This window comes from Xanthomonas cassavae CFBP 4642, from assembly GCF_000454545.1.
Lineage (GTDB): Bacteria > Pseudomonadota > Gammaproteobacteria > Xanthomonadales > Xanthomonadaceae > Xanthomonas > Xanthomonas cassavae.
Genome location: NZ_CM002139.1, coordinates 26,904 through 43,672 on the forward strand (window position 1 = coordinate 26,904; position 16,769 = coordinate 43,672).

The 16,769-nt window shown below is 65.9% G+C and carries 10 protein-coding genes and 5 pseudogenes; 2 read left to right on the plus strand and 13 right to left on the minus strand.

Annotation, left to right across the window (positions count from 1 at the left end):
* Nucleotides 1-97: 97 nt before the first annotated feature.
* The 9 genes and pseudogenes from XCSCFBP4642_RS23570 to tssB all read right to left on the minus strand — a co-directional run.
* Nucleotides 98-2,140 (minus strand): annotated as a pseudogene (locus XCSCFBP4642_RS23570) (AAA family ATPase); the annotation flags it as partial.
* A gap of 56 nt (nt 2,141-2,196) precedes the next feature.
* Nucleotides 2,197-3,237, minus strand: coding sequence for a type VI secretion system baseplate subunit TssG (tssG, locus tag XCSCFBP4642_RS0100155; RefSeq protein ID WP_029218009.1), 1,041 nt, complete (start codon nt 3,235-3,237; stop codon nt 2,197-2,199).
* A complete protein-coding gene (gene tssF, locus XCSCFBP4642_RS0100160) occupies nt 3,201-5,084 on the minus strand; it encodes a type VI secretion system baseplate subunit TssF (protein WP_029218010.1) in 1,884 nt (627 codons plus the stop codon). Before tssF ends, tssG begins: the two co-directional genes overlap by 37 nt.
* Before the next feature lies 1 nt (nt 5,085).
* The gene (tssE, locus tag XCSCFBP4642_RS0100165) at nt 5,086-5,589 is read right to left on the minus strand and encodes a type VI secretion system baseplate subunit TssE (RefSeq protein WP_029218011.1); all 504 of its coding nucleotides are present in this window, start codon (nt 5,587-5,589) and stop codon (nt 5,086-5,088) included.
* Nucleotides 5,590-5,595: 6 nt separating this feature from the next.
* On the minus strand, nt 5,596-6,390 hold the full coding sequence (locus XCSCFBP4642_RS0100170; RefSeq protein ID WP_029218012.1) for a type VI secretion system accessory protein TagJ: 795 nt from the start codon (nt 6,388-6,390) through the stop codon (nt 5,596-5,598).
* A gap of 111 nt (nt 6,391-6,501) precedes the next feature.
* Nucleotides 6,502-6,894 (minus strand): annotated as a pseudogene (locus XCSCFBP4642_RS23575) (Hcp family type VI secretion system effector); the annotation flags it as partial.
* Nucleotides 6,895-7,006: 112 nt separating this feature from the next.
* A pseudogene (locus XCSCFBP4642_RS27970) lies at nt 7,007-7,108 on the minus strand (IS5/IS1182 family transposase); the annotation flags it as partial.
* 248 nt (nt 7,109-7,356) lie between these two features.
* Nucleotides 7,357-8,850 (minus strand): type VI secretion system contractile sheath large subunit, encoded by a 1,494-nt coding sequence (gene tssC / locus XCSCFBP4642_RS0100180; RefSeq protein ID WP_029218013.1) that lies wholly within the window; start codon nt 8,848-8,850, stop codon nt 7,357-7,359.
* A 4-nt stretch (nt 8,851-8,854) separates the two neighbouring features.
* A complete protein-coding gene (tssB, locus tag XCSCFBP4642_RS0100185) occupies nt 8,855-9,364 on the minus strand; it encodes a type VI secretion system contractile sheath small subunit (protein ID WP_029218014.1) in 510 nt (169 codons plus the stop codon).
* 292 nt (nt 9,365-9,656) lie between these two features.
* Between tssB and tagK the strand changes: the two are divergent.
* Nucleotides 9,657-10,315: pseudogene (gene tagK, locus XCSCFBP4642_RS23585) on the plus strand (transcriptional regulator TagK).
* Nucleotides 10,316-10,477: 162 nt separating this feature from the next.
* Here tagK and XCSCFBP4642_RS0100200 read toward each other — a convergent pair.
* The 4 genes from XCSCFBP4642_RS0100200 to XCSCFBP4642_RS0100215 form a co-directional block, all read right to left on the minus strand.
* Nucleotides 10,478-10,924 carry a universal stress protein gene (locus XCSCFBP4642_RS0100200; protein ID WP_029218015.1) on the minus strand — a complete coding sequence of 149 codons (447 nt, stop codon included), beginning with the start codon at nt 10,922-10,924 and terminating at the stop codon, nt 10,478-10,480.
* A gap of 319 nt (nt 10,925-11,243) precedes the next feature.
* Nucleotides 11,244-11,825 (minus strand): sugar O-acetyltransferase, encoded by a 582-nt coding sequence (locus XCSCFBP4642_RS0100205; protein ID WP_029218016.1) that lies wholly within the window; start codon nt 11,823-11,825, stop codon nt 11,244-11,246.
* A 538-nt stretch (nt 11,826-12,363) separates the two neighbouring features.
* A complete protein-coding gene (gene uvrD, locus XCSCFBP4642_RS0100210; protein WP_029218017.1) occupies nt 12,364-14,550 on the minus strand; it encodes a DNA helicase II in 2,187 nt (728 codons plus the stop codon).
* 294 nt (nt 14,551-14,844) lie between these two features.
* Entirely contained in the window at nt 14,845-16,257 is a 1,413-nt protein-coding gene (locus XCSCFBP4642_RS0100215; protein WP_029218018.1) for an FAD/NAD(P)-binding protein, read from the minus strand.
* A 131-nt stretch (nt 16,258-16,388) separates the two neighbouring features.
* Here XCSCFBP4642_RS0100215 and XCSCFBP4642_RS23590 point away from each other — a divergent pair.
* Nucleotides 16,389-16,769 (plus strand): annotated as a pseudogene (locus XCSCFBP4642_RS23590) (VOC family protein).

Consider the following 16,769-nt stretch of genomic DNA (forward strand, 5'->3'; position numbering starts at 1 on the left):
CTCATCACGCCACCTCGTTGGCTTCAGGTGACAGCAGCATCCACCCAGCGCGGCGCAGATCCTGCGACAGGCGGCTGATGGTCAGGGCTAATCAGGTCAGATTTTGCTCGCCGCCGTACAAAGTTTCGGCCAGGGCGAGCGCGGTTTCGGTCTTGCCGACGCCGGAAGTGCCGGCGAGCAGGAACACGCCGATCGGTTTGTCCGGGTTGTCCAGGCCGGCGCGGCTGGTCTGGATGCGCTTGGCAATCATCTCCATGGCGTGGTCCTGGCCGATCACGCGCTTGGCCAGCAGTTCGGGCAGGCGCAGGACGGTGTCGATCTCGTTGCGCGCCATGCGCCCGACCGGGATGCCGGTCCAGTCGGCGACCACGGCGGCCACCGCCTGATAGTCGACCGTGGGCAGGATCAGGGGCGATTCGCCCTGGAGGGCGCCCAGTTCGGCCTGCACCAGTTGCAGGCGTGCCAGCAGCGTGTCGCGATCCACCCGCACCGGTGCGTCGAGCACGGCGGTGTCGCCAGACGCCGCCTGTGCGGCGTCGGCATCGGCCTCTGCTTCCAACGCACTGCCAGTGCCTTCCACCGGTGCATTACCGCTACGCAGTTGCGCGCGCAGCGACAACAGTTCATCGACCAATGCTTTCTCGCCAACCCAGCGCTGCTCCAGATCACGCAAGCGGCCGTGCTCGCTTTCCAGCAAGCCGGCACACGCAGCAGCACGCTCCTCCACCACGATGCCAATCGCCCGCTCGCGTTCGATGATGGCGCGTTCGGTGTCCAGCGCTTCGATCCGGCGGCGGCTGTCGTCCACTTCGGCCGGGGTGGCGTGCAGGCTGACCGCTACGCGCGCGCAGGCGGTGTCGAGCAGGCTCACCGATTTATCCGGCAGCTGGCGCGCGGGGATATAGCGGTGGCTGAGCTTGACTGCCGCTTCCAGCGCCTCGTCCAGGATCTGCACACTGTGGTGCTGCTCCATCGTCGAGGCGACGCCGCGCATCATGCGCACCGCCTTGGCCTCGTCCGGCTCATCTACCTGCACGGCCTGGAAACGGCGGGTCAGCGCGGGATCTTTCTCGATGTACTTCTTGTACTCGGCAAACGTGGTCGCACCCACGGTGCGCAGCGTGCCGCGTGCCAGTGCCGGCTTGAGCAGGTTGGCGGCATCGCCGGTGCCGGCCGCGCCACCGGCGCCGACCAGGGTGTGGGTTTCATCCACAAACAAGATGATCGGCTTGGGGCTGGCCTGCACTTCATCGATGACTGCGCGCAGGCGCTGTTCGAACTCGCCCTTCATGCTGGCGTCGGCCTGCAGCAGGCCCACATCCAGCGTGCGCAGCTGCACGTCCTTCAATGCGGGTGGCACATCGCCGCGGGCGATGCGCTGCGCGAAGCCTTCCACCACCGCGGTCTTGCCGACGCCGGCCTCGCCGACCAGGATCGGGTTGTTCTGGCGGCGGCGCATCAGGATGTCGACCACCTGGCGGATCTCGTCATCGCGGCCGATGATGGGGTCGAGCCTGCCCTCGCGCGCTTGTGCGGTGAGGTCGGTGGTGAATTTCTTCAGTGCCTCCTGCTTACCGAGTGCGGCGGGCGCAATGGCGCCGCTGGCCTCCCCAGGCGCAGCACTTTGACCGAGCGAGAAACCATCGCTGGGCAACAAGCCATCTTCCGGCGAACCGGCCACGATCTGCGCAAAGTGCTCATTGAGCGCAGCAGGCTTTAGCTTTTCGAATTCCTTGGAAATCGCCAGCAATGCATTGCGTAGACCACGCACACTCAGAATGCCGACCACCAGATAGCCGGTGCGCACCTGCGCCTGCCCAAAACTGAGCGAGGCATACACCCAGCCGCGCTCCACCGCTTCTTCGACGTTGGCCGACAGATCGGTGACGGCGGTAGAGCCACGCGGCAGGCCATCCAGTGCGGCGGTGACATCGCGTGCCAGCGTGGAGGGATTGAGCTGGAAGTGTTTGATGATGCGGTGCAGGTCCGAGTCCTGCAGCTGCAGCAACTGATGCAGCCAGTGCACCAGCTCCACGTACGGGTTGCCGCGCAGCTTGCAGAACACGGTGGCGCTTTCGATGCCGCGATACGCCAGCGGGTTGAGCTTGCCGAACAGGGCACTGCGGGAGATCTCGGCCATGATGCGTCCTTCGAAGTCGGTACGTTGCGTGTGAGCGAAAGGGAGAGCGGTGCGCGTCAGCCCGATGGGCGCAGCAGCACCTCGTCGGCGTCGGCGATGCTCCAGGCGCGGCGGCCGATCCAGGTATCCAGGCCCAGCCGGCTGTTGCGCGCCAGCTGCGGGGTGGGCACCTGGTCGGCCTTGAGCACTAGCTGCAGTTCCCAGCCGAACTCGTCGCCCAGATAGCTGCGCACCGCGGCGGTCAGCTGGCGCAGCGCTTGGCCGCCCGGCAGGAAGCGTTGAAACGCGATGCGTGGCAATGGCCCCAGCCGGATACGCACGCGCTGTTGCGCACCGCGAACCTGTGCACCGACCACGCTGTCCACGCCGAGCTGCGCGTTGCGCGGGCCCAGGCCCAGCTTCAACTGCGCGTCGGCAGGTAGCCGCATCCATTCGGCAATGAATTCCTGCACCTGCACCGGCCACTCGAACAACTGCTGCAGCAGCGCGCGCAGGCCCTCGGGCGTGCGCGTGGATGCGCCCAGACGACCGGCGTAGTACCGACGCGCATCGTCCGGCAATGCATCGCGCTCGCGCAGGTGCGGGCTGGCGATGCCGACCAGCGCATCCAGCCAGCCGCGGAACTGATCGCAGGCTGCGCGCTCGGCCTGCACGGTGGGCTGCGCCTGTGCCCACGCGCGGTAGAACAGGCTGAGCATGCGGTGATGGAACACATCGGCAAACGCGGCAAAGGTGCCGTCCTTGGCTTGCTGCGCACGCTCGATGGCGTACTCGGTCAAATGCAAGGGCAATGGCGCATTGGGACCGAACAGGCCCAGAAACACTCCATACAACGCAGCGGGCTGCTCGTCGTTTGCTGGCGTATAGCGGTCCAGTGCATGCGGTGCGAACGCCAGCGACGGCGTATGGCGCAGGCGCACCGCATCGTCCACGGCGCGGGCGGATTCACCGAGGCGTGGATGCTGCGGATGGCAGCGCTCGATCGCGCGCAAGGCCGCGAACGGGCTGAAATCCTGTGGCCGGGTCTGCAGCGCCTGGGCCAGCGCCGCAGCCGCCGCGCTCACAGGCGCGGGCGCGTGCCGGGCTGGGCTGGCCATCGGGCCACCTCGTTGCGTTCGGTGGTGCGCAGGACCGTTTCGGTGAAGGAGTTCACCGAGACATAGCGCGCAAAGAAGTGCCGCAGGACCGAGGCCAGCAGAAATGCACCGGTACCTTCGAACGCCGCGTCCTCGCAGGTGAGCGTGATCTCCAGGCCGCGGCCGAAGGTGATCGGGCCGGGTACCGGAATGCGCCGCACGATCGGCGTACCGGTCACCTGTTTGACGCCTTCGATCTGCCGCTGCGCGGACGCATCGAACGGGTCGCAGTACAGCGTGAGGATCTCGCGCAGCGCCGCCGCGCCATTGGGGCCATCTTCGAACAGCGACAGGTAATTAAGCTGCAATTGGCTGAGCAGGCGCCACGCGGTCTGCCCATCGGACAACGCCGGACGCGGCTTGGTCGGTCCGGCCACGCAACGCACGCTGCGCACCGGTAAGCCGCTGTCCATGGTGAAGTCGGTTGCGCCCTTGCCCACCGGCATATGCAACGGCAGATCGCGGTTGCTGCACCACAGTTGCAAGCCAAGTTGGCGCAGGCTGCTGGCCTGCGTCTGGTCATTGGCGTCGACCAGGCTGACGAACACCTCGCTGCCCACGTAACTGGAACGCGCCCCATCGCGGCGTTGCCGGGCCGACAACACGCGCGGTTCGCGGCGCACGGTGTAGAACGCGCCATGCCGCGCGTGCCAGCTGCGTGCGTCGCCGCCGTAGAACGGGGTAAAGCGCTGCTCCGGCTCCTGGCGGTCGCCGAAGCCTTCCACCTCGCCCAGGTGATGAATCTCGAAATCCATCGGCCGGGTGCGGTCGGCCAGCACGTGGTACTCGTGCGCACCGGGCTGCAGATGGATGCGGTCGGCGCGGCGCGGAAACAGGTTGATCGCCGGCGTGCAGAACAACTTGATGTGTTCGGCGCTCAGCGTTACCGCCAGGCTGGGCACGCTGCGCTCCAGCAGCACTACCAGCTCGACACTGCTGCCGTGTAGGCGGCGCAGCGCGGGGCGCAGTCCGGTGAACTCGGCGAACAGGAGGCGCTCTGGGCAGGCGAAGTATTCCTGCAGCAGCCGATAGCCACTGAACGAACGGCCATCGTAGGGAATCAGCGCATCGGCGTCATCGAAGCCGCACATCCGCAGCGTGTGCGCGGCCAGCGTGGTCTCCACGCTGCCTCCGCCGGAAGCGTTGCCACGCACCACCACCGCGCTGGTGTCGGCATGCAGTTGTTCGTACAGCCGCTTGGGCAGGCCGTCGGCACCGGCGAGGAAGATCGGCAGGCGATCGAGCGCCAGCGCCTGCACCTGTGCGCCCCCCACCAGCTCCAGGCGCAAGCGGATGCCTGCACGCACGGTGCGCCCTGCCGGCAAGCCGATACCGGCGGCTGCCAGCGCGGCCGGGGAGTCCAGGTACTTGGCCTCGGCCACTTGCAGCGGCCACAGCGTCACTGCATGCGCCGTACGGAACTCGCAGGCGGTACGGTCGCCCGCGCCGATCAGGCTGCGCAAGGCGCTGTGGCGCGGCACCGTCACCCCGGCGGCCAGGCCACTGTCTTTCAAGTCCGGCTGCAGCTGCACCACCGCCATCGACGGCAGCGGCGCCAGGTAATGTGGGTAGACCATTTCCAGCAAGTGCTGGGTGAATACCGGGTACTGCGCGTCCAGCTTGAGCTGGACGCGCGCGGCCAGGAAGGCGAAGCCTTCGAGCAGGCGCTCTACGTACGGGTCGGCGCATTCGAACGCGTCCAGCCCCAGCCGCCCGGCGATCTTGGGATACTCGCGCGCAAACTCGGCGCCCATGTCGCGCACGTGCTGTAATTCACGGCTGTAGTACGGGAGCAGGCGCGGGTCCATGTCAGCCATGTCCTTGGACGACGTCGAGCCGGCCGGTTTCCAGATCCAGCGCGGTCTTCAGATACAGGTTCAACGGCAGCGGCTGCGCCCACATCTCCGATTCGATGGTGAACAGCAGCGAGCGCCGGTCCATGTGCGTGGCATCGGCATGCACGCTCACCCGCAATGTGTCGGGAATCAGCCGTGGTTCGAAGGCCAGGATGGCCTCGCGAATGCGCTGCTGCAGCGCCATCGCATCGATGCCGGTGACGGCCACGCCGGCCAGGTCGGGGATGCCGAAGTTCAGCACCGAACACTGCACCTGCGGATACGCGCCCAGCGGACGGCTGGTGTCCAGGTTCACCGCATTCAACAACCACGACAGATCGCGGATCACGCATTCGCGCAGGCGCGTGGCCGAGATCACGCGTTGCTCGCGGCTCTCTTCGCGCTGACTGGGCACGGTGTCGGTGAGCCGGTCCAGCAGCGAAGGCTGCAGGCGTTCGGTGGTGGTGAGCTCGGCCATGGTGGCTCAGCCCAGGTCCAACTGCAGGTGGCGCACGTCCAGCAACGCCAGCTCACGCGATTCGGTACTCCACATGCGCTGGCCCAGGCCGATCTCGCCTTGCGCGCCTTGCGTCCATTCGGTGCGGCGTGCCAGTTGCAGCTCGCCGGCATCCAGGTGCTCGCTGCCCGGGTAACGCACCGGCATGTACGCAAACGCCTGCCCGCCGTTGCGCCACAGCACGCTCACCGGCGCCCACACGGTATCGCGCAGGTCCACCGGCGCTTGGAAGCGCAGCTGCTGGATCTGCTGCAACGGTGCCCAGGCGTAGCCGCTGTCGAGCATGAGTTCGATACACGGCCCGAAACGCGCATCGGCATCCGCCAACCATTCGAAACGCTCGCCATCGAGCACGCCTGCGCTGGCCGGAGCCAGCGCGAAGGCCTGCGCACGCAGCGCATTGGCCTGCTCGCCATGGCCTTGCGCAGACAGACGCAGCGCCTGCAGATGCAGCGCCAACCACTCGACCGGCTCGCCGATCACGTGCGGCAGTTGGGTGCCGGCGAAGACCTGTGCGCGCGTCTGCTCGCCCTGCAGCACGCTCAAGTAGGTGAGCACCAGCGGTTGGGTGGCACTGTCCAGCTCAGCGCAGGCACGCAACTGATCTGCCGCGCGCGACCATTGGCCCAGCACCGCCAGCAGCTGGAACAGGAACACGCGCTGCATGGCATCGGCCGGTTGCCGGCGGACCTGCTGTACCAGCTGCTGCAATGCCTGCGCCGGCTCGCCACGGGCGAGCAGGCTGTGTGCGGTGGCATCCATCGCGCGTGTCCTCATCGAAGAAGGGGGCGGTGCCGGTTCACGGCACCGCAAGAACACGTACACAGCAGCGCACGGCTAAGCTGCAGGCGTGCTCGCTGTGTGGTGCATCAGTTAGCCACCCTTGGCAACCTGCTGCATGTCGTAAACAAACGGCTTGGGAGCGCCGTCGGCGGAGCCGTCAGGCTTTTGCGGCTGGAAGCTGTATTGGAACTTGCCAAAGTGCAGGGTGATGTTCTCGGTCAACCAATCCTCACCACCTGATCCACCTGTCGATACGGAGGTAACAAGCACGCCATTGGATAAATGCAACGTCACATAATCGGTCTGCTCACCAGTGGCGTTCGTGACGTAAAGCCATGCTTCCTCCAGACGCGCACCGGTACAGGCGGCCTGCAGCAACGCATTCGAACTCTTGTCCACGTATTTCGTGAGCGAAATATCCTGCACATGTGCCTTGCCACCACCGGATGTTCCGCCAACGCTGTGGAGATCGCCAGAATTGCTAGGGATGGTCTGATCAACGCAGCCGGAAAACGAAACACGCCACATCCGCCGCGCTGAGGGCGCTCAACCCCCCGGTTTTTTGCCGTTTTCGGCATGTTTTCGGGGTATTGNGGCCCTTCCACGGCACGACCTGGTCCATCTCGGCCAAGAACACCTCACGCCGCGTCCGCTTGCGCTTGCTGTTGTACTCCGCGTCGCCGAAGGTTAGTTGCATCGTCATCGTCCTGGTGCCTCTGTGCGATTGTCGCAGGATCAGGGGGAGTTGTTCAGAGTTTCCCTAGCACCCCAAGACCAAGCGAGAACGGGAATTTCACCCTTGTGCTTGGCGTGGCCAGAGCTACCTTCGATAGCCACGCCACCACCCTTAAACTTGATATGCATATCGAACGCCATGGAATTACTCCTCAACAAGAACGGATTAAGTCGGACGATCCGGGCAGAATTAACGGATCGTGTCAGGAATCAGGCCTTGGCCTGAGATGGCAACCGGGAAACCAACCGCAGAGAGACGGTCAAGCCTTCCAGTTGGTAATGCGGCTTCAGGAAGAACTTGGAGGTGTAGTAGCCCGGAGCTCCCTCCACTTCATCCACCACCACTTCGGCCGCAGCCAACGGGTGGCTGGCCTTGTATTCCTCGCTTGAATTGGCTGGATCGCCGTCCACGTAGTTCAAGATCCATTTGCCTAGCCAACTCTGCATTTGCTCGCGACTACTGAAGCTGCCGATCTTGTCGCGCACGATGCACTTGAGGTAATGCGCAAACCGGCAGCACGCGAACATGTACGGCAGGCGTGCACCCAACGCTGCGTTGGCGGTGGCATCCGGGTCGTCGTATTCGTCGGGCTTGTTCAAGGACTGCGCGCTGATGAAGGCGGCCATGTCCGAGTTCTTGCGATGTACCAACGGCATCAGGCCCATCTTGTCCAGCTCGGCCGAGCGGCGGTCGGTGATCGCCACTTCGGTAGGGCACTTCATGTCCACGCCACCGTCGTCGGTGGGGAAGGTATGCGCAGGCAGGCCTTCAACCGCACCGCCGGATTCAATGCCGCGAATGCGCGAGCACCATCCGTACTGCTTGAACGAGCGATTGATGTTCACCGCCATCGCGTAGGCGGCGTTCTGCCAGGTGTACTTGGACGAGTCAGCGCCGGTGGTTTCTTCTTCGAAATCGAATTCTTCCACCGGGCTGGTGGCTGCGCCGTAGGGCAGACGTGAGAGCGTGCGTGGCATCGCCAGGCCGATGTACTTGGAGTCTTCCGATTCGCGCAGCGAGCGCCATGCCGCGTAATCGGGCGTGGAGAAGATCTTGGCCAGATCGCGCGGGTTGGACAGCTCGTTCCAGTTGTCCATGCCCATCAGCTTGGGCGCGGCGGCGGCAATGAAGGGCGCATGCGCGGCGGCCGCCACCTGCGCGATGCCATTGAGCAGCTCCACATCCGGCGGGCTCTGGTCGAAGTAATAGTCGCCGACCAGGCAGCCATACGGTTCGCCACCGAGCTGGCCGTATTCCTGCTCGTAGACCTTCTTGAAGATCGGGCTCTGATCCCAGGCGGTGCCCTTGTAGCGCTTGAGTACCTTGCCCAGTTCCTTCTTGCTGATGTTCAGCACGCGGATCTTGAGCTGCTGGTCGGTCTCGGTGTTATTGACCAGGTAATGCAGGCCGCGCCAGGCGCCTTCCAGCTGCTGCAGATCGGCGTGATGCAGGATCTGGTTGAGCTGTTCGGTGAGCGTGCGGTCGATCTCGGCGATGTAGGCCTTGATGGTCTGCGAGACGTCTTCGCCGACCACGTCGCTGCGCGCGAGCACCTGCTCGGCCAGCGTGCGGACCGCTGCTTCCACTTCTTCCTTGGCGCGCTCGCTCTTGGGGCGGAACTCGCGAGTGAGCAGGGCGGCAAAATCGCCTTGCTCGGCCGTTTCGGCGCTGCTGCTGGCCAGTGCGGCTTCGGTTGCGGACATGGCCTCAGGCTCCTTCCGGCTCGGAAGCGGGCTTGGCCGCCGACACCAGCGACTGCAGCAAGGCCGGGTCACGGATCGCGTCGGCGATCAGTTGCTCGGCGCCAGCCTTGCCATCCATATAGGTGTCCAGGTTGGCCAGTTGCGTGCGCGCTTCCAGCAACTTGGCCAACGGCGCGACCTTGCGCGCGATGGCGGCCGGCGAGAAGTCGTCCATGCTCTCGAAGGTGATGTCTACCGCCAGCTCGCCTTCACCGGTGAGCGTGTTGGGCACCTTGAATTGCGCACGCGGGCGCATCGACTGCAGCCGGCTGTCGAAGTTGTCGACATCGATCTCCAACGCCTTGCGCTCGTCCAGCGACGGCAGCTCGCCGGCATTGGCGCCGGACAGGTCCGACATCACGCCCATCACGAACGGAATCTGCACCTTCTTCTGCGCGCCGTAGACTTCCACGTCGTATTCGATCTGCACGCGTGGCGCCCTGTTACGGGCGATGAACTTCTGACTGCTGGCCATGCCTGATCTCCGATTGAGCTTGCCCGTTGCGCCCCCGTGCTCGGCACGGGGGCTACCGTGTGGCTTGGATGTCGCCGGCCCGGCGGATGGCCTGCAGCCTGCGTGCGACGCCGGTGCTGCGGGCCATCCCGCAACTGCCGCGCATCACGCGGACCGAAGCGGCAGGCCCCGCGATGACGCTTTCTCAGCGCTGCGGCGAGTCTAGGAATGGCACTCAATGCCCACCCGACAAATCGTCTCAATCGCTCCGATGCGTGATGCATCGCCGACCTCGTGAAAGGCACGTGATGGGTTGCCGCTGCTTTTTTCGGTTGATCCAGGGACAGGCCCCGGGGAGTGGGCCGCAGGCAGCACCGCATGAGCATCAGTTACTACAGCGCCATCGTTCCGCAGGCGTGCGCGACCGTGGACGCGCAGACGCCGTTGATGATCGATCTGCTGGCCTATATCGAGCAGCACATTGGCGAGGCCGAGCTTGGCACCGACTCATTGCAACAGGCATTCGCACTCTCGCGTGCCTCGTTGTACCGGCTGTTCCAGTCGCGTGGCGGCGTGGCCAGCTACATCCGCGAGCAGCGGCTGTGCACCGCGCACCGCTATCTGCAGGCCTACCCGGACTGCAGCCTGACCTGGCTGCTGTATGAAATGGGCTTTGCCTCCGAGCGGCAGTTCCAGCGCGCCTTCCAGCAGCGTTTCGGCATGCCGCCGATGCAGTGGCGCCGCCAGTGCCGCGCCAAGCCGCACGCACCGACACCGCGTCGTGGCCATTACATGCCGATGTGGCGTTTCATGCGCGAGCTGAGCCAGGACGTGCCGCAATCAGCGCCCAGCGTTTTACGCAGTGGCGTACCGGGCACCTATAGCGCGCCGCTGGTACATACCGAAGCGCTGCGCCGCCTGGCACGGTCGGCGCAGAGCACGGCGGTGCAGCTGGAGCCGATGGACGCCTGAGCGCCGGCCGGGGTGTGCTCCGTTGAAGCGCGCCTGCACATGCGATGGCCCACGCCGGCAGATCCCACCGCGCGCCGGGTGCGCACCGGTGATGAGCGATCCTGGGTGACTGCGTGGGTCGCGTCGAAGCGACGCGCGCGGCGGCACCGCAGGATCACTGTGTCAGCGGATCACCAGCACCGGGATTGAGCTATGGGTGAGCACTTCCACCGTCTGGCTGCCGAGCAGCATGCGGCGCATGCCGCGGCGGCCATGCGAGGTCATGATGATCAGGTCGCTTTTGCATTCCTCGGCGGTCTGCACGATGCCTTCGGCCGCGAAACGGTCCAGCACGTGTCGCGAGGTCGCCTTGATGTTGGCGGCTGCCGCCAGTTCCAGCGCCGGGCGCAGGATTTTCTCAGCGGCCGCTTCGCGCTCGGTGCGGTATTCCGGGCTGGCCTCGTAGCCGACGCTCCAGCCCATCGTATCGTACATGCCCATCGCCCACGGCTCGGACACGGTGACGATATCGACCTTGGCGCCGGTGGCCTTGGCCAGTTCCAGGCCTTGAAACAGGCCTCGATGCGACAGCTCGGATGCATCGATGGCGATGAGAATACGTTTGTACATGGTGACCTCCTGCAAGGATGGCATTGCCGCCGGTGGACTTGAACGCACGGTGGCATGTGCGGGTGGAGTGGGCCTTGATGCGGATCAGTGCGGCGATGTTGCTGGCTGTGTTGGGAGCGCGGTGGTGTGAAGGTGCCGATGTTGCCGATTTGATTGTGTTGCTGGTGCTGGCTGGATGCTGGAGAGGTTGCAGTTGCGCTGCGGCTGTTGGTGTTGTTGATGCTGCCAGCGCATTCCCCGCTGTCACTGTTTCCATGATGCACGCCGCGCAGCGCATCTGCGACCGACGACGAAGACCGCGACTCGCAACGCGTGGCGCTCAATCGGTGGCAACCGCATCCGGGTCCGGGCGCATCTCGCGCAGGCGTGCCGGATTGCCGACTGCGGTCGCCCCTGCCGGTACATCGCGGGTGACAACCGCACCGGCGCCGATCAACGCATCGTCGCCGATGGTCACGCCCGGCAGGATGATCGCCCCGCCGCCGATCCACACATTGCGCCCGATGCGGATCGGCCGCCCGAATTCCAGGCCGCTGGCGCGCCCGGCGGCATCGCGCGGGTGATCGGCAGCGTAGATCTGCACGCCGGGGCCGATCTGCGTGCCGTCGCCAATGCTCACCTCGCAGACATCCAGGATCACGCAGTTGAAGTTGAGGAACACCCCGGCAGCCAGGTGGATGTTGTAACCATAATCGCAATGGAACGGCGCACGAATCACCGCACCGTCGCCCACCTCCGCCAGGCGCTCCTGCAACAATGCATGTCGCTGTGCTGCCGTTTGCAGCACAGCCGCGTTGTAGCGCAGCATCCATTCGGTCGCGGCGGCTTGATCGGCCTGCAGCTGCGTGTCGGTGGCGCTGTACAGTTCGCCTGCCAGCATCTTCTGCTTTTCCGTCCGCATGGCTCCCCGTCCTACGTGTAGTGAAGTCTGCTTGCAGGGTGTCACGGATGCAGCGGCGAATGCATCGAGCGATGCACCAATGGGTCTGGGCAGGTTGGCATGCCACCAACAGCCAATGTCCAGGTCTTGCAGTCGCGTCGCAGTGGTGTCATCGAGGCACAAGCACGCGCGGGCGGCCTTCGTGCCCCGCAACGCGGGCGATGGCCGAAAGGTGCTGGATGAGCTGATCGACTACCCCCATCCGCCCGCCAGCCACCTTCCCCCGCAGGCGGGGGAAGGGAGCCAAGCGGGGCGTTTGCCAGCCCGGATGTCTCAACGGCATGGGAACTCACGCCGGCGCACACCCCATCCCCTCTCCCGCCTGCGGGAGAGGGGATGGGGTGAGGGCACGAGGAGGGCATGAGCTCTCAGCGGCCGGCTGGCAGCACGTCACCATGGGACCGTTACCCGCTCCAGTGCGAGGACCGCTGCGGCTGTTCCAGCGCAACCAATTGCCATCGTTCAAGACAGCACCACACCACTGGAAGCCGCCCGCCTACTACACCACCGTCAGGTTCGCATAGGCCATCACCAGCCACTTGGCACCGACTTCGTCGAACTGCACCTGCACCCGCGCATGCGCGCCGGCACCTTCGTAGTCCACGACCACGCCGCCTCCAAATTTTGGGTGCTCGACATTGGCGCCAAGCTTGATCGGCGCCGTCTCCACGATGCCGTGCACCGGGCCACCACGTGCCGCGCCCAGCGATGCAGTGCGCGAGACCTGCACCTTCGGGCGCACTTCGTTGAGCAGATCGCGCGGGATCTCGCGCAGGAAGCGCGAGGGCACGTTGTAGTTGTCCTGGCCGTGGATGCGCCGCGATTCGGCGTAGCACAGCACCAGTTTCTGCCGAGCGCGGGTGATGCCCACGTAGGCCAGGCGGCGCTCTTCTTCCAGCCGGCCGGTTTCTTCCAGCGAGCGCGCACTCGGGAACAGGCCATCTTCCAGCCCGACCAGGAACACGATCGGGAACTCCAGGCCCTTGGCCGAATGCAGCGTCATCAGCTGCACGCCCTCCTCGCCGGCCTGCGCCTGGCCTTCGCCGGCTTCCAGCGAGGCATAGGCCAGGAACGCGACCAGCTCGGTCATGCCCTGGCTGTCTTCATCGTCCGGCCGGGTGAAGCGTGAGGCCACCGAGACCAGTTCGTCCAGGTTCTCGGTGCGCGATTCCGAATCCAGCCCACCACGGCTCTCTTTCGCCCAGTGATCGCGCAGGCCCGAGCGCATCAATACGTGATCGATGCGTTCGGCCAGTTCCATCTGCCCGGTTTCGGCATGCAGCTGGCCGACCAGGCTCAGGAAGCCGGCCAGGGCGTTGCGCGCGCGCGCGGCCAGGCTGTTTTCCTGCGTGGCCAGCATCGCCGCTTCCCACAACGACAGCGCATTGGCGCGCGCCAGCCGGCGCACTTCGTCCAGCGTGCGGTCGCCGATACCACGGGTGGGCGTATTGACCGCGCGTTCGAACGCGGCGTCGTCGCTGCGGTTGGTGAGCAGGCGCAGGTAGGCCAGCGCGTCCTTGATTTCGGCGCGCTCGAAAAAGCGCATGCCGCCATACACGCGGTACGGCAACTGCTCGGAGATCAGCGCCTCTTCCAACGCGCGCGACTGCGCATTACTGCGGTAGAGCACCGCCACTTCGCCATAGCTGCCGCCATCGCGCACCCACTGGCGCGCGCGCTCGACCACATAGCGCGCTTCGTCCACTTCATTATAGGCCGCATACAGATCGATCGGGTCGCCATCGCCCGAGTCGGTCCACAGCTGCTTGCCGATCCGGTCCGGGTTGTGCGCGATCACCGCATTGGCCGCGCCCAGGATATTGGCGCTGGAACGATAGTTCTGCTCCAGCCGCACGGTCTGCGCGCCGGGGAAATCCTTCAAGAAGCGCTGCACGTTCTCGACCTTGGCGCCGCGCCAGCCGTAGATGGCCTGGTCGTCGTCGCCCACCACGAACACATTGCCCGATTCGCCGGCCAGCACGCGCACGAAGGCGTACTGGATGGCATTGGTGTCCTGGAACTCGTCCACCAGAATTTCGCGGAAGCGCGCGCGGTAGTGCGCCAGCAAAGCTGGCGTATCGCGCAGCAACTCATGCGCGCGCAACAGCAACTCGGCGAAATCCAGCAGGCCGGAGCGGTCGCAGCGTTCCTGGTAGGCGGCGTACACCTGCCGGCGCACTTCGGTCCAGTCGTCGTTGGGCTCGGGCTGGATATGTCGCGGACGGCGGCCTTCGTCCTTCTGTTCGTTGATCCACCAGCTCAGTTGCTTGGGCGGGTACTTGCCTTCGTCCAGCTCCAGCGACTGCACCACGCGTTTGACCAGCCGCAGCTGGTCGTCGCTGTCCATGACCTGGAAACCTTCCGGCAGCCGCGCGTCCTGCCAATGCAGACGCAGCAGGCGATGGGCCAACCCATGGAAGGTGCCGATCCACATCCCGCGGCTGCCGTTGCGCAGCTGCAGATCGGTGCGGTGGCGCATTTCGCCGGCGGCCTTGTTGGTGAAGGTCACCGCGAAGATGCCGTGGTTGGGCACGCCCTGGACTTCGTTGAGCCAGGCGATGCGATGGATCAGCACGCGCGTCTTGCCGGAGCCGGCGCCGGCCAGCACGAGGTAATGCCCCGGCGGCGCGGAAACGGCCTCGCGCTGGGCGGGGTTCAGATGATCGAGCAAATGAGAGACATCCACCGGCGTATTTTACCGGTTGTGGCGTCGCTGCGGCGGAGATTGCGATGAAGGGTTTGGGAAGAAGGCCGCGGCGATCCTAAAGCCCCTCTCCCGTCGGGGCGAGACGCTACCGCTTGCGCGCCATTGGCGCGCGTCCCTTGGAGCGCCCGCGCTGCTAGCGCGGGCAGGGGCGCGGAGCGGGGGTTGGGGTGAGGGTACGGGGCAAAGCAGTCGTCGCGTCACCTCTGCAGGCGCGTGGCGACGCGTTTATCAGTGCAGAGACTGGTGACTCTTTACGGCACCCCTCATCCGCCCCTACGGGGCACCTTCTCCCGGAGGGAGAAGAGAACAACACACATCCCGCGCAATCGCCGCAGCCTGCTCGCGCAGTTCCGGCACCGCCAGGCTCTCCCACAGCGAGCCGACGCGCAGGCTGCCGATCACCCGCACGCGTGGGTTGGCATGGCCATCGGCATCGATCAGGCGGCCGTCGGGAGCAGTGTCCACTCCGATGCCATGCGGTCCGGCCACCGCAATGCCCTGGCCCAGCAACTGCTGCAACAAGGGGTTGCACATCGCCTGCACGCGCATCTCCACGCCGGTGGCATTGATCAGCGTCTGCACATCCAGCTGCAGCGCGTGCCCGGCACTGGCGGCCCCGGCACCGACCCGCACGCAGGCGCCCACCTCGAACGCCACATCCAGCCGCGCACGGTGCAGCTGCAGTTGCCCGCGCGCCTGCATCGCCTGCAGCTGCGCATGCACCGGCGCGGCAATGCGATGGCGATGTACGTCCCAGTAGCGCACCACATGACGCAGAAAGCGGCGCTGATCGTCCACCGACAGCGTCTGCCACAGCGCCTGGCTCAACGGGCGGATCCGTTCCATCACGCTTTGCCACGGCCGCCCCTGTGCCAGCGCGTCCCGCGCGAGCTGGCGCAGGCGGCGCAGGCGCGCGCGTAGCGACAGTGCCAGCAGCGGGTGCGGATCGAAGTCGGCGCTGCCGCCATGCGCGTGCGGCAACGGCAACAGACCGTGCCGCGAGACCACATGCACCGCGCCGCGATGCGCCTGCGCAGCCAGTGTCACCACGGTGTCGGCCATGCTCAGGCCGGAACCGACGATGCACACCGCCGCCTCCGGCGCCAGCGCAGCCACTGCCTCGGTGTCCCAGGCCTCCATGCGCTGGGTTGGCGACAGGCCGGTGGCGCCGCGCACCGGTAGCGGCCGCAACGCATTGCCCACCGCCAGCACCACGGCATCGGCTTGCAGCGTGTGCCCATCGTCCAGCTGTAACTGCGCGCCCTGCGCCGTGGGCTGCAGCCGCTGCACGCGTGCGCTGCGCACGTGCAGGCTGGCCGGGCTGGCGGCAACTGCAGCCTGCAGGCGCTCACGCAGGTAAGGCGCGTAATGCCGCCGCCCCACGAAGTGCTGCGCCAGCGGCGCATCGTCCAGCTCCGGGTAACACGCATGCGCGCGCAGATAGGCAACGAAGTCCTGCGGCGCATCGACCAGCGCACTCATGCGCGCCGCCGGCACGTTGAGCAGGTGCTCGGCGCGCGCGGTGGAATACGCCACGCCCTCGCCCAGCACCGGATGCGGTTCGATCAGCTCGATCCGCACCGGCGTGCGTGCCTGCCGCAGCAGGTGCAGCGCCACCAGCACCCCGCAGGCGCCACCGCCGACGATGGCGATCAGCGCTTCGCCCGGTTCACGCAGTTCAGTCATGCGCGCATTGTAGGCGATGGCAGCACCGGCCTCCGATGCGCTCGGGGCAGGCCTTGCCGACCCGCTGCATGCCTGCACCGGATCGCAGGCGTACGATCGCCGTATCGAATGGCACTACGGAAGGTTCACAGATGTCCACCGCCCTGGTCCGGCTCATCGTCTATGCCCGCGATGTCGCTGCGCTCGAGGCGTTCTATCAGACCCACTTGCACTTCCGGTCATCGAGCAGATCGCCGGCCAATGGGTTGTGCTCGCAGCGGGACAGATCGAGCTGGCACTGCACATGGCGGGCGAAGCCTATCGGCAGCTGCCGGCGTCGCCTGCACCGGCAACCGGCTCCATCCCTCAAGTTCGTGTTCGCCATCGTCTCGGACCTGTCCGCGCATCGGCAACACCTGCGGCGCGCCGGCGTGCAGGTAGGCGAACTCGAACGCTACGCCGGTTCTGCCCACCAGTTGTACGACGGCCACGACCCCGAGGGAAACGTCTTCCAGGTCATGCGCCTGGATTGA